Consider the following 14014-nt stretch of genomic DNA (forward strand, 5'->3'; position numbering starts at 1 on the left):
TTCAGGCGCTAAGGCGCCTGACTCTTGTTCTGAGAGGTTAATTCGCCTGTTTGCATATTCAGTATAAAATCACCATTGGGTGGGCCTTGTAAAAACCCATGGATGATCTGAAATAAGCCGGCAAATTTGTTGTGGCAATACTGGGGCAGGGTCCAGTTTGCCCAGTTCTGAACTTGTGGTGTTTGAGCTGGTTGCTGCAACAGTGCGGTAAAAAAGCCATAGTGTTTTAGTCGTTCAGCCGGAATATCGGGTAACGCCAGTTCACCGGCATTTTGTAAGCGGTAAAAATCCAGCACCAAATCAAAGCCTGTCCAGTGTGTGAAGTCTTCCAGCTTTAAACCCGCTGTGGCAGCCTTAGTTGTCGCCTTTTGTCTGGCCTGTTGCCATGTTGGGCTTTGACTCAATTGCTCTAACATAGCTGGTGAAAACTCCTTCAAAGTGACACTGCTGTTGAGCTGTGAGAGCACTAACATTTGTTCGCCATTTAAAGCCAGCAGTAACTGCTTCAGTTCGTCCGGCCAGTCGTTGGGCAAAAAGCGTAAGCGGGTCAGTTCACGCAAATGGCCGTTGGCAAAATCACGATAGCTTTTCGACTGCAAAATGCTGAGATCCCATAATGGCTGATTGTCCTGCTTTAACTGCTGCCACTCTTTTTGGTAATGCTCAAACAGTTGATCAAAACCCGGTACCTGCTCCAGTACTATGGTTTGCACCTTGATGTGCTCTTTGCTGGTCAGTGTCAGCAATTTATAGGCGGGCACATAAGCGGCTAAAGAAGGGGCCTGTATATTGACTAAGCTATTGCCGCTGTCTGATTTCATCACTGCCGTATTGTTTAAATGCATATGACCCCCTACATGCAGCTGTACGCCTGAATCAGCTAATTGATGGCTGATTTGCTGCTGTGGGCTACGTGATAGCTGACCACGGTTTTCACCTAATAAAGTAGCTATCTGCGTTGTCTGGCCCTGATAAAACTCAATCATCGGATAATGGCTAAAAGTGATCAGGGTTTTGCCCTGAGCTTTGGCTCTTTCAGCTACGTGCTTCACCCATTGCATCACAGCAGGTTTGTAGTCAAACATAGCGTTGTAACCTGCATTGCCTGAGCCTTCAAAAGCTGCAGCCAGATGGCCTTTGCCCTGATCATTGGCTTTAGGTTTGTACACATTGGCATCTATGGCCAGCAACCACAAACCCTGAACAGGCTCCACCAGATAACTGGCGTCAGGAATAAAGTGGCAGTGGCTGTACTCTGGTTTTTTATAAGCACCACCAGCACCTTGCAAACAAATTTCAAACTGACGTTTAGTTAAATCTGAGTGGGCCAAAGCCTGGCTGTAACTGTAATTCGTGTTTGAGTAGCGGCTAAAAGGTGTTTCCCAATACAGGTCATCTGCTTTGGGGTAAAAGCCAAAATCCTTGAGCTCTGTCATGAGCTCAAGGTACCCCAACTCTTTTACTTCTTCAGTGCAAATAACGTTTTTATCTTTGCCTGCACAAGGTTCAGAGCCTGGGCTATAAATGGCTAAAGGCCTGCCATCAGCACCTAAGTAATCTGGTTTGCCAGCGCTTTGGGCATAAGGTCGTACCGGGTCGTGATTGCCCAGGGTCAGTAAAAATTTCAGGCCATGAGTGCTACTGTAATGCTGCAGGATCTGTTTTAAACCCCGGATATGGGCAGTCTGGCCGTCGTCACTAAAATCTCCCGGCAGTACCACCAGATTGACATGACGACGCACCAAATCATCTAGGGCCGCTTTTAACGCAAAATAGTTTTCGTTAAATAACCGGGTGGATTGCAACTGAGAGGCCATAGTACGGATAGTGGCTGCTTTGCCTGTGACTTGGCTGTGCAGGCCTTTGAAGCTGTTGTCAGGAAATTGGGCGTAAACATCATGAAAATGCACATCAGGTAAAAAGGCGATTTGTACCGGTGCGCTTGTCGGAGTTGCCAGTGCCGGCAAACAAAATAGTGGCAAAAAAATGCGAAAAAACAGGGTTTTCATACTTAGCCTTGTTCTTGTTATCCCTATAAAAAAGGCCACAAAGAAGCTGTGGCCTGGTTTTTTATTGCCTGTTCATTAAAAGTCAGCGCGCAGACCTAAGCTTACTCTTCTGCCTGAAAACTCATTCATCACAGGGAAAGCCGGGTTCATGGTGTAACCGCTGGTTTCTTCGTCTGTGATATTGATGCCTTTTAAGCTCAGTTTGACGTTGTCCGTCAGCCGGTAACCTAAAGCTATGTCGGTTTGGCCATAAGCGTCACGGTACACAGGGTACATATTCAGGTGAATGTACTCCACGTACTTGTCTTTGTAGTTGTAAGACAGGCGGGCATCAAAAGTATCGTTTTCGTAATACAAGGTAAAGTTGTAGGTTGTATCTGCTAAACCTTCTGGAGGCGTTGGTATATCTAAATCAGACGCACCGGTTAAGCTGTTATCCAGCATAGTGTAGTTGGCGTTGATACCAAAACCTTCCAGTGAGTCGCTGAGCATAGTTAAAGGCAACTGGGCTATCAATTCCAGGCCTGTTACTTTGTAAGAGCCTTCGGCATTGACTGGCTGGAACACTTCAAAATCGTAATAACCGTCTAATGAGCCGTCGGCGTTACGTTTTTCTACGTCTGCCACTACGCCGGTCAGCTCTTCACGTACTACACCTTCGATATCTTTCCAGAAGTAAGAGGCAGCCAGAATACCGCCATTTTCCATATACCATTCAACACCGGTTTCCCATTGTTTAGCTCTGGTTGGTTTCAGGCCAGGGTTGCCGTCTTTAAAGCGGAATTGGTTCCAACTGACAGTACGTTTGTAGGCAATATCACCCAGGGCAGGGCGCATTAAAGTTTCTGATGCTGCTGTACGCCAAATCACATCTTCAGCCACTTCAACTGTCAGGTTGAAGCTGGGTAACAGGTCGTTGTAGCTGCCGTCTGCAGACACTGGATCTTTAGTATAACCTGTAGTGCCGTCTGCGTTTTGAACCGGGTGGTAACCAAAAGAGGTTACTTCTGTGTCTACTGCCCGGACACCAGCATTTAACCTGGCTGGCAAGTGACCTAACTCAAAATCAAAGTTCGTCATGGCATACAAAGCTGTCACTTCTTCATCAACACGGTAGTACTGATTATCCTGGAACGGAGTGAAGAAACCTGCATAACGGAAAGTGCTGCGGGCGTAATCATTGGACACCTGCATCCAGTTCAGATCTTTGGCCTTGTAACCACCGCCTGAGGCGATATCTGTCACATAACCCAGTTCACTGTCCTGCAATGTACGGCTATTTACCCAAGAACTGTTGCCTGCAGACGGGCCCTGAATTTTGGTCTCGCCATAGTGACGTTCTTTGGATTTATCGGTGTAACGCACACCAAACTGCACACTGCTCAGCGCTGGCAGCATGGACAATTCCAGCTCTTTTTTGAAGTCGAGCTGAGCGGCATATTTGTCGTCCTGCACTGCTTCCAGTTGGGTTTCATAAGCTTCAAACAGGTATTTGTCGGCTGCGTTGTACATATCTATGCTGTTTGGGTTGGCGCTTTTGACGGTTTCACCGCCGTTGGCTGTCCAGCGGCTGCGGGATGGAGCATAAGCCACATGTTTCAGGTTGGCGTAGTCAGCTGTTTTTTCTGCGCCTGAGTAACCCACTAAGGCATTGATATCCCAGCCATTGACCAGCCAGTCCATAGTGGCGCTGTACTGAGTGAAATCAGTTTCGTTGATACGTTCTTTGCTTAAAAATTCATGCTGAGTGGCGGTGTAAGAGACGTCCGTCAGCACCACCATGTTGTAGTCAGCCAAAGTGCTGTCATCATAAGCATGAATAGTTTCCAGCGTACTGCGGCTTGATGCTGTGTAAGCTGCGGCATCGTATTCATCTTCAGTGTTGTCATAACCACCTAACATGGCGTCAAAAGTCAGGCTGAAGCTTGAACTTGGTTTGTATTGCACTGAGGCTGTGCTGCCCCATTTATCCTGCTCGCTCTGGAAAACGCGGTCACCCACTTTGTCCTGAAAAATAATACGGCTGGTTTGGTCTTTATCTTTGAAATCGCTGACAATCACGCCTGCATCACGTTCCAGTACTGCAGCAGCCTGAGTTGAGCGTGGTGCTGAAGCCTCAAGGAAACGGCCCATAGGACGGAAATTGATCCCCGAGTTGGAATCTGTTCTGTTACTGCGCTCTGCTTTAGAAAACGACACTAAAGCGCCCCAATCCCCAAAGGTGTCGCTGGCGAGAAAGGAGAATTTAGGATCGGTTTTTTCTGAAATCGAGTTATGAGCGCCTTCTGCAGAGACAACAAATTGTGCTGAGCTGTAATCAAAAGGTTTGGCTGTACCAATTTGTACTGAACCTGCAATACCACCTTCTTCATCGGCAGCAGTAGGAGATTTTTGCACAGTCACACTTTGAATAATTTCAGAGGCAAAAATATCAAACTCAACATCACGACCACCGCTGCCTGAGGCTGTAGCCAGGTTATTGATCGAGACATGAGTAAATTCAGAAGGGAGGCTTCGCACGTTCACTTTGCTGCCCAAGCCTTTGTTCCGTTCAATAGTTACACCAGGCATACGTTGCAGAGCTTCTGCCAGGTTTTGCTCAGGGAAATCGGCTATGTCGGTGGCTACGATAGAATCAGAGAAACCAATGTTCTCTTTTTTCATATCAACAGCTTGTTCCAGACTTTTGCTGTAGGTGCCTTTAACTGCTATGACTTCTACTTTCTGCTCGCTTTCTGTCATTTGAGCGTAGGCAGGTAAGCTGATGGCTGAACCCAACAGCAACTGACCGACAGCCAGACTTAAGGCTGTGCGTTTTGATACAAGATGATGACGGTATTGATTCTGATGTTTCATTCCCAAGCCTTTAGCTGATGTTTTTGTATTTTCGTCACCACAGTGTTTTTCGGATGGACAGCTGCGGTGTGCAACGACGGGCGAGGTTACAGAGGGACTATGATGTTTTTATTTCAGTTTTAATCAGGCGCTAAGCGGGCATTGTGAATAAAAGGAGAGAAAAAGGTGGCGGAGCCTGATGGATAGAAATTCTGGGATGTAACCGATTTCATTTTGTTTCTTCTTGGTTTTTCAATGAAATATTTTATAAATCAATGCTTTATGTGGTTTTTTGTGTTTTTTCATAAGTCTGTGACCAGGAACTGCTTTGTGGTTTTCGGAGACCAAAAAGCGTCAATAAAGGCTTTTATGGTTTTTTGAAAAGGCGATAAAGCAGCGTTTTTTTGCGATTAAGCAGGCAACTTTATTTGTGCTGTCTTGTTTCTGTTTCGGCTGTTCATGTGAACAAATTAAAAGTTGTGCCTGTAGCGCTGTCAGGTGCAGTATATAAACAGACCACAAAACAGAACGTTCTGTTCAAAGCACCTGCTACGTTTTTTTACTTTACCGGAGAGCTTCATTCCATGAATTACCAGGCGATAAATTTTAAAGACAAGTTTGCGAAGTTTGACAACCACTGGTCGCCGCGGGTGATTGCTCAAATGAATGACTACCAGTTTAAGCTGGTGAAGGTGCTGGGGGAGTTTGTCTGGCACCATCATCCGGATACAGATGAAGTTTTTATTGTGATAAGCGGTGTGCTGGATATTGAGTTTGAGGATGGCACAGTGACATTGCACCCCGGAGAGATGTATGTGGTGCCCAAAGGCGTCACACATAAACCAGTGGCGAAAGAAGAGTGTCAGATCCTGTTGGTAGAACCTGAAGGCGTGGTGAATACAGGGGATACCCAAAGTGCACTGACAGCCCAGAATGATGTATGGGTTTAGGCCATTCCAGTGACGAAGGGCTAAGTTTCAACTGATCTCCAGTGCTTGAAATGAACCTTGTTGAACCTGGACAGAGTTGTTTAAACTTCAGCAACTTTAGTCATGTACAAGGTGCTTTGACTCTTTACACTGACAAGCTTGTAAACTGCACAGAAGCGACCAGCACAGTGACCCGGAAGGAAAAGTTACAAAAAGCATGGGATTATATTGAATCTCATCTGCAAGACAGTATCGATATAGCTACCTTGGCGGCTGTCGCTCACCTGTCTAAATATCATTTTCACCGCCAATTCTGTTTGCATTTTGGCATCAGTCCTTTTGCACTTATCCGCGGTTTAAAACTTAAAAAAGCAGCGTACCAGTTGGCGTTCAGAACCCGGTTGCAGGTGACTGAAATCGCATTTCAGGCTGGTTTTGAAAATGCTGAGTCGTTCTCACGGGCATTCAGGCAAGTGAGCGGGCAGAGCCCGAGTGGTTTTCGAAAAGATCCGGATTGGCAGTCTATACAACAACATGATGAAGTTTTCAGTAAAGCGAGGGAGGCGGCCATGCCAGATAAAACCGCATATCAAGTTCAACTAGTTGATTTTAAATCTATATATGTTGCTGCACTTGAACATAAAGGCCCACCCAGTCAACTGATGCAGAGCATCAGACATTTTATCGACTGGCGGAAAAGTCAGAAATTGCCGCCGTCAAAAAGCCGTACTTTTAATCTGTTGTACGAAGATCCTGCAACAGTAACTGGAGAAGAGTACCGCTTTGATCTGTGCTGTGAATACAGTGGCGTTTTGGAAGAAAATGAGTTTGGCATAGTGTTGAAATCAATCCCGGCCGGTCCTTGTGCTATGCTGCGTCACACTGGTTCAGATGAGCAACTGGCAGCAGCTGTTCGCTATCTGTATTCGGTCTGGCTGGATGAGTCGGGTTATGAACTGAGGGATTTCCCGCTTTTTTTTGAACGGATCAGTTTTTTCCCTGATGTGCCACATCATCTGGCAGTGACCGACATCTATTTGCCAATAGAGGGATAGCAGTGGTTGCGCTTTGATTCAGCGCAATCCATTTCTGACTGAACTTTTGCAGTATTGAAAGCTAACGCTTTAAAGCTTGTTCTATCACCTGACCATTTTGTTTATAAATCACGCCATCTTTCATCACTAAGTCGACATGGCGCAGCAGGTTCATGTATTTCAGTACATCACCCCGTACTGTAATAATGTCGGCCACTTTGCCCGGTGTGACTGAACCATATTTGTCTTCTACACCCATCATGACAGCAGGCCAGTAGGTGGCAGCCCTGATGGTTTCTATGGGATCAAAACCAAAATCATCCACCCATACTGCCATTTCGTGCCAGGTGGTCTGGCAATGAAATTTCATCGGAATGCCAACGTCTGTGCCTATCAGCATCACTACACCAGTTTCTTTTAACTGCTCAATTTTACGTTTTAAAGTGGGTTTACGCAGAGGTACCAATTGGGTGTAGCCTAAATGGCCTGGTTTTTTAATAGATTGCTGAATATCGGCAATGGTGTCTGGTTTTAAGCCTCTGTGCCAGCAGTTGTTGTCCAGATGCTCAGGATTTTTTACCGTGTCCTGATAACTCCATAAACCTTCGACGGTCGGAGTCCAGAATAACAAGCCTTTAAACATACCAGTGCCTGTGCGCTCTTTAATAGCCGTCAGCACATCCTCGGGATAACCAGGTGCAGTGGTCAGGCCTGTGTGTTCAAAGTTATCAACGCCAATTTCTATGCCCCGACGAATTTCGTTGGGTTTATGCGAATGCGCAACCACTTTTAAACCCCGTTTGTGAGCCTGCTGCACTATGGTTTGTGCCACTTCACGTGGCATATCGTCCTGATCAATGAGTTTGACTATGTCCATACCGGCGTCGGCCAGTTGATTGACCTTTTTCATCGCATCAGCTTTGTCTTTGACGGCCCAGCGGTAACTTTTTTCCCAATCCCTGACTTGCCACTGTAAAAAGGGGCCTGAGGCATAAAGAGTAGGTCCGGGAATTTGATTGGCCGCCAGTTTAGCTTTAATAATTTGAGTGTCTTCCAGCGGAGCACCCAGATCACGCACGCTGGTAATTCCCGCCAGCAGCAACTGCACTAGGCTTGCCGGCATAATTTCGTCGGCAAAACGGTGTTTATAGTTCGCTTGCCAATGCACATAATTGGCATGCCCTGTCAGTTGGATATGTGCATGATTTTCCCACAAGCCAGGCAGCACATCCTGACCTTCGGTAGATACGATCTTGTAGTCTGGCGGCACCTGGAGTGTATCAACTGAGCCCACCTGTTGAATAATGCCTTTGTCTACCAGGATCACGCTGTTGTGGATTAGATTTTCCGCTGTGCCATCTATTAAACGGCCGCCAACCAGAGCAATTTTTTCGGCAGAAGCACTCAGGCATACGCCAGATAAAATGACGCTAACTAACAGTGAAGTAACAGTTTTTTTCATAGAGCCGCCGGATTGTTGTAATTATAGTCAATTGAAAGTAACTGCTGGGTTGAGGGATTGCAATGCAGCTTAACTTATATTGCTGGAGCTTGAGCTGCGCTGCGTTTTTGTCAGTCAGCGCAGCTATAACTGTCATATATGCTTCCTTACAGTTTCTTACGCTTTGCCGGCTTCAGATGAGTCAGACTGAATACTGTATTTTTTTGGCTAAAGATTATAAAAAAGATGAACGATCAACGATTTAAATTTCACCGCTTGGTACTGGTTGCTGTTGCCAGTTTGTATATCTGGGCTTTATTGGTGTTTGAGCATTTGAACGGCGGTGTGGTCAGCCATCATCTGTTACAACGGGGCGATTTGCCTGCTATTTCAAACTGGTGGGGAGCTTTATTGCTACCAGTGCTAAGCTGGTTCCTGACCGGTTTTATCTACAAAAGAGTGGATGAGTCATATCCTGCCAGCATCATTGCCGGATTTAGCGCTGCTTTGCTGTTTGGTGCGGTACTTTCAGTGTTGTTTCAGCAAGGGCAGCATCAAATGCTACCTTATATGATGCTGAGTTTGCCTTTACTTGCCTTGCTGTTTCCGCTGTATCGCGCCGAATATTTGTTGGGTTTTGTGCTGGTGATGAGTTACTGCTTTGGCGCCGTACTGCCAACAATAATAGGTACTTTGGTGGTCTTGATGTCTTTTGTGTTGCATAAAACCTTAAGGCCTTTGCTTTGTTATCTGTGGTCGGTACTGACCCGACCCAATACAACGGCCTGATCACGCTGGTGGTTTGTGAGCAAAAAATGCTGCGTTTTGTCTGAAGACCTGCGTGATCCACTGCATGTGTAGCTGGATACACTACCAAAAGACTACACAAGCCGCTTAGTCAGCGCAGAGCCTTTAGTGGTGCGCTGGATGGAGCAACGTACTGCTTCTGAGCTGGAGCTTTATCCTCCTATTGTCAGTCTGGCCCGCGCCTTTATTGCCGAAGCATTCAGCACCAAAGTCATTACTCCGGGTGTGACTACCACAGACGATGTGGTCTGGTCTATTCGCCAGCGTTTTGAACTTTAGGTTTGCCCATCTGGTTTATGCCTGATGTGAATAGCCAGCGTCCGGGGGATGACTGTAAAGCGGATTCACCCTTTTTGTGGTAAAAGCAGGGTGATCCACAGAGGAGATGTGCTGCACACAGATGTGGGTATTTGTTACCTGAAACTCTGCACCGACACCCAGGAAATGGCTTATGTCCTCAAAGCCAATGAACAGGATGCACCCGCAGATCTTTTCAAAGCGCTGGTGACCCTTTAGGTTTTGTCGGCCATGCTCCCGGGCCAGCTACTGGCATGTGGGACAATCAGGGGCCTGCTGCAAACGGTGGTCACCAAACCAAATGGCACCTGGTGCGTTATAGACTTTCGACTAAGGGCTAATGTCCAACCTAAAGTACTCATGGTATGGTAAAAACTGCCCATATCAGAGCGCCGCGCTGACGGCTGCCAATACGCCTGTAAGATTAAAAGGAACCAGTCCCTATGCTTATCTTTTTTGTCAGTATTGCCATACTTATTCTTGGCTACAAATTTTATAGTCCCTTTGTTGAAAAGCAGGCGGGTATAGATCCTAAAGCTGTTACGCCACAGGAACGTTTTAGCGAGGGCGTGGATTATGTTGCTATCAGTCCGGTAAAAGCCTTTTTAATTCAGTTTTTAAATGTGGCCGGGGTAGGGCCTATTTTTGGACCTATCCTTGGCGCCGTCTATGGTCCTGTGGCTTTGGTGTGGATTGTCATAGGCAATATTATCGGTGGTGCAGTGCACGACTACTTTTCCGGCGTGATGAGTATCAAAGAAGACGGTAAAAGTTTACCTGAAATAGCGGGCCATTATTACAACGTGGTGTTTAAAGGGGTGATGCTGGTCTTTACCGCCATGCTGCTGTTTTTTGTTGGCGTGGTTTTTATTATGAGTCCGGCCGGGCTTTTAAGTAATTTATCCTACTTTGAAGGCACTTTTTTAGCTGGCAATACCTTTTGGGTGCTGGTGATTTTAGCTTACTACTTATTGGCTACCTTGCTGCCCATCGACAAAATCATCACCAAACTTTACCCGGCTTTTGGTGTGCTGATGATCGTCATGACCACCTTAATAGCGGGGGCTATATTGCTGGATGCGCCTAACTTACCGCAGGTCGCTGATATTTTTGCTTATTTTGATGGTCATCATGAACATGATTTTTTAACTCCTAATCCTGATGGCGCGCCAATCTGGCCTTTACTGTTTTTAACTATTACCTGTGGCGCTATCAGTGGTTTTCATTCCACTCAGGCCCCTATTATTGCCCGCTGTTTAACCAATGAAAAATATGTTCGCCCTGTATATTACGGTGCCATGATGTGTGAAGGCATAGTGGCTTGTGTCTGGGCTTTGGCGGGCATTGCTGCTTTCCCGGGGGGTTATGTTGAATTAAAAGCTATGCTGGCTCAGGGGGGGCCAGGCTTAGTGGTGAACCATATTGCCACAGGTTACCTTGGTGTTTTTGGTGGTGTGATGGCGATTCTGGCTGTTGCAGTATTCCCAATTACCTCAGGGGATACCGCCTTCCGCTCTTTACGTCTGACCATAGTGGATGCCTTTAGTATTCCGCAAAGTCTGCGTAACAGAATGCTGTTGTCTGTGCCAATTCTGACCATAGCTTATTTTATGACGCTGTTGGATTTCTCCTTGATTTGGCGCTATTTCGCCTTCTCCAATATGTTGTTATCGACCAGCGTGTTATGGCTGGCGACTAAATACTTGTTCGACCGTGGTACTTTACATTGGATTGCCAGTATTCCGGCCGTGATTGGTACCAGCATGACTGTGGCTTATATAGCTACAGCTGGTATTGGTCTGAACTTACCGGTCGAATACAGCAAACCTATAGGGGTGATAGTGGCGGTCATAGGTTTGATTGGACTGGTGACGGCGCATAATAAACGCAGACTGATCACATCAAATAGTTAGTCAGGCTCAGGTGAACCCGGGCACCGGGTTCACTGCTTCAGTTATTTTTCACCCTTTGGTGAAGTTCTGATTTTATCAAATAAAACAACAACTTCAGGTGAGGTTCAGGCTGGCACAGCTAATACTGTGATCAGGCGGGGCTTTGCCGCAGCATATGTTTAGCGGTTAGCCCGTTGTTTTTTCATCAAATACAGAGGGATTACCTATGGCTAATGGAACAAATTCGTTATCAAAACTGGTTGGTTTAGTTTTGTTGGTACTGGGCGTAGGCTTGTTGTACTGGGGCTTTCAATTGTCAGACTCGGTGCAGTCGCAGCTGACAGAAGTGATCACTGGAGCTGAGACAGACAAAGTGATGCAGTTTTACATAGGTGGAGCCATCAGTATTGTGGCCGGTCTTTTTTTAACTCTGAAACGCTAAGCAATTTAAAGGACTAACCATGAGTTTAACCGGATTATTAGTATTTCTTGCCATTGGTGCCACAGCTGGCTGGCTTGGGGGCCTTATTATGAAAGGCAGTGGCTTTGGTCTGCTGGGCAATATCATAGTAGGCATAGTAGGGGCTGTATTAGGTGGCTTCTTATTTGCAGCCCTGGGGATCAGCACCAGCGGTTTATTGGGTTCTATAGTGACAGCGACAGCCGGTGCTGTGGTGTTGCTTTTTATTGCGAGCCTTGTCCGACGAGCCTGAGGCTCGTTGTTTCTTTTTACCCCCGGTTTTCCTCTGGTTCTTCTGCATTAAATTCGATATATTTTTAAACAAATACAACTCCTTACCTTTGGTTTCTTATGCATATCCAACTTGATGACCTGACGGGCTCTGAAATCGCAGCTTTGCTGCAAGAGCATTTAACAGACATGAATGCAGTATCACCGCCAGAAAGTAAACATGCGCTGGATTTGGCGGGTTTAAAAGCCAGAGACATCAGTTTCTGGACTTTATGGCAACAGCAGCAACTGGCGGGTTGTGTGGCGCTAAAACAACTGGACTCAGGGCAGGGCGAAATTAAGTCGATGCGAAGTGCCACTGTTTTTCGTGGCCAGGGCATAGGGAAGTTGTTGCTGCAGCATGTGATCAACGAAGCGAAAAACCGTGGTTATCAGCAGTTATATCTGGAGACAGGTGCTATGGATTATTTCGCCCCAGCCCGTTTTTTATATAGCAGTTTTGGTTTTGAAGCTTGTGGTCCTTTTGCACAGTATAAGAAGGATCCTAACTCCGTTTTTATGCGTCTGCAGTTATAAGTAACCTTGTTGTTTGCACACTAAACAGCCTAATGGATAGCCGAATAAATAGCTTTTTATTCTGTATTAATCTATCGGTACGCTGGCACACAGACGGCTGTTCGTCGTTATGAGAAAACCTGTATAGCTGAATGTAATGAACACCTCAGCTTTAACTACAGGAAAATAAAAACTATGAACAGCTATCAGGCTACAAGGAATGAGCAAGTTATAGGACAGCAAAGTACTGCTCTGAATTTGTCATCTACGACACAAACACATACCCCATTTTTTCGTTTTAAGCCTTTGGTTTTGAGCGTTTTCACTGTACTTATGCTCCCTGCCGCTCATGCAATGGATTACAGCAATTTCAAAGAGAATGGCTGGTCTGTGGGTATGAACCTAGGTAAATCTGTTGCCAGAATAGAGCAGGACACTATACACACTGACTTAGAAAACCTGGGCTTTAATGTGGATTCTGTGTTGGAAGACAGTCGCAGTGAAGGTTACAAAATTTTTGTCGGCTACAAGTTTAACCCTTATCTGGCTGTAGAAGGCGGGTATTTTAATATTGGTGGTTTTCATGCCCTGGCAAACACAACACCAGTGACAGATTTTCGTGGCAAAACCAAGCTGTTAGGCTGGAATCTGGATTTGGTAGGTATTATGCCATTCACAGAAGATTTTTCTGGTTTTGCCCGTATTGGTGTCACACAAAATGACACGTCAAATAGTTACAGCAGTAATGGTTTGGTTGATGTCACTGGTTATAATGAAGATGGCAGCTATACAAAAAACAAATATGGTCTGGGTTTGCAATACAACATTTCACCTATTTTGAGTGTAAGGTTAGAAGCCGAGCGTTATCGTTTAGACGATTTAATTGCTCATAGCGGTAATATTGATATGTATTCTTTAGGTTTGATGCTTCGTTTTGGCGAAACTGAACCAACCTATGCGGCTACTCCTGCTCCAGAACCTGTGCGACGTACTGAAGCTGTTGCTGTAGCACAAACTGTAGTGGCATCTGAACCCAGAGTACTGGAACTGGAAGATGTGCATTTTAATTTTGATACTTCAGAGTTAAATAACGAAACGAAAACGATTTTGCGCGAGCATGTTCAGACATTAAAAGCTAATCCGCAAGCCAGAGTGCGTATTGCGGGTTACACCTCTGCCAGTGGCACAGCTGAATACAATCAGGCATTAAGTGAGCGTCGGGCTCAGTCCATTAAAGCTTTTCTGATCCTGGAGGGTGTGGATGCCAACAGATTTAAAACCATAGGTTTTGGTCAAAGAAATCCAGCGGAATATGAAGCAAATCCTGAAGTTTTACGCTCTGATGCAGCCAAAGCCAATATGCGTGGTTTGTTTGAAATTATTGTTGAGTAAAGTGAATTCATTCTAATAAAAAGCAGCCTTCAATCGGCTGCTTTTTTCATTTTATGGCCCTGCCAAAAGTGCTTAACCGGCAGTTCGATAAAGGGGGAAACACTTTTATTTTAAGTAGTATTTACTCTAAAA

General features: G+C 45.7%; 13 protein-coding genes. 10 read left to right on the plus strand and 3 right to left on the minus strand.

Features of this window, described 5'->3' with window-relative positions; genetic code table 11:
* Positions 1 to 8: 8 nt before the first annotated feature.
* Entirely contained in the window at positions 9 to 2009 is a 2001-nt protein-coding gene (locus J2W69_RS00110) for a metallophosphoesterase (protein WP_310273333.1), read from the minus strand.
* 75 nt (positions 2010 to 2084) lie between these two features.
* A complete protein-coding gene (locus J2W69_RS00115; RefSeq protein WP_310273336.1) occupies positions 2085 to 4865 on the minus strand; it encodes a TonB-dependent receptor in 2781 nt (926 codons plus the stop codon).
* A 563-nt stretch (positions 4866 to 5428) separates the two neighbouring features.
* Here J2W69_RS00115 and J2W69_RS00120 point away from each other — a divergent pair.
* A complete protein-coding gene (locus J2W69_RS00120; RefSeq protein WP_310273339.1) occupies positions 5429 to 5794 on the plus strand; it encodes a cupin domain-containing protein in 366 nt (121 codons plus the stop codon).
* Between the two features lie 167 nt (positions 5795 to 5961).
* Positions 5962 to 6828 carry an AraC family transcriptional regulator gene (locus tag J2W69_RS00125; RefSeq protein WP_310273342.1) on the plus strand — a complete coding sequence of 289 codons (867 nt, stop codon included), beginning with the start codon at positions 5962 to 5964 and terminating at the stop codon, positions 6826 to 6828.
* 61 nt (positions 6829 to 6889) lie between these two features.
* Here J2W69_RS00125 and J2W69_RS00130 read toward each other — a convergent pair whose 3' ends face one another.
* A complete protein-coding gene (locus J2W69_RS00130) occupies positions 6890 to 8269 on the minus strand; it encodes an amidohydrolase family protein (protein ID WP_310273345.1) in 1380 nt (459 codons plus the stop codon).
* 225 nt (positions 8270 to 8494) lie between these two features.
* Between J2W69_RS00130 and J2W69_RS00135 the strand changes: the two genes are divergently transcribed.
* The 8 genes from J2W69_RS00135 to J2W69_RS00170 all read left to right on the plus strand — a co-directional run bounded on the left by J2W69_RS00135 (position 8495) and on the right by J2W69_RS00170 (position 13882).
* Positions 8495 to 9037, plus strand: a complete 543-nt coding sequence (locus J2W69_RS00135) for a hypothetical protein (RefSeq protein ID WP_310273348.1) — start codon at positions 8495 to 8497, stop codon at positions 9035 to 9037.
* 138 nt (positions 9038 to 9175) lie between these two features.
* Positions 9176 to 9334 carry a hypothetical protein gene (locus J2W69_RS00140; RefSeq protein WP_310273352.1) on the plus strand — a complete coding sequence of 53 codons (159 nt, stop codon included), beginning with the start codon at positions 9176 to 9178 and terminating at the stop codon, positions 9332 to 9334.
* Positions 9335 to 9382: 48 nt separating this feature from the next.
* Positions 9383 to 9571: a hypothetical protein gene (locus J2W69_RS00145; RefSeq protein WP_310273355.1), complete on the plus strand. Its 189-nt coding sequence runs from the start codon at positions 9383 to 9385 to the stop codon at positions 9569 to 9571.
* 224 nt (positions 9572 to 9795) lie between these two features.
* The gene (locus J2W69_RS00150) at positions 9796 to 11265 is read left to right on the plus strand and encodes a carbon starvation CstA family protein (RefSeq protein WP_310273358.1); all 1470 of its coding nucleotides are present in this window, start codon (positions 9796 to 9798) and stop codon (positions 11263 to 11265) included.
* 205 nt (positions 11266 to 11470) lie between these two features.
* The gene (locus J2W69_RS00155) at positions 11471 to 11686 is read left to right on the plus strand and encodes a DUF3185 family protein (RefSeq protein ID WP_310273363.1); all 216 of its coding nucleotides are present in this window, start codon (positions 11471 to 11473) and stop codon (positions 11684 to 11686) included.
* Positions 11687 to 11705: 19 nt separating this feature from the next.
* Complete coding sequence (locus tag J2W69_RS00160) at positions 11706 to 11957, plus strand: GlsB/YeaQ/YmgE family stress response membrane protein (protein WP_310273367.1); 252 nt, start codon at positions 11706 to 11708, stop codon at positions 11955 to 11957.
* A gap of 98 nt (positions 11958 to 12055) precedes the next feature.
* A complete protein-coding gene (locus tag J2W69_RS00165) occupies positions 12056 to 12511 on the plus strand; it encodes a GNAT family N-acetyltransferase (RefSeq protein WP_310273370.1) in 456 nt (151 codons plus the stop codon).
* A 174-nt stretch (positions 12512 to 12685) separates the two neighbouring features.
* Entirely contained in the window at positions 12686 to 13882 is a 1197-nt protein-coding gene (locus tag J2W69_RS00170) for an OmpA family protein (protein WP_310273373.1), read from the plus strand.
* The last annotated feature ends 132 nt before the right edge of the window (positions 13883 to 14014 follow it).

It is taken from the genome of Rheinheimera soli (assembly GCF_031457405.1).
In the GTDB taxonomy this organism is placed as follows: Bacteria; Pseudomonadota; Gammaproteobacteria; order Enterobacterales; family Alteromonadaceae; genus Pararheinheimera; species Pararheinheimera soli_A.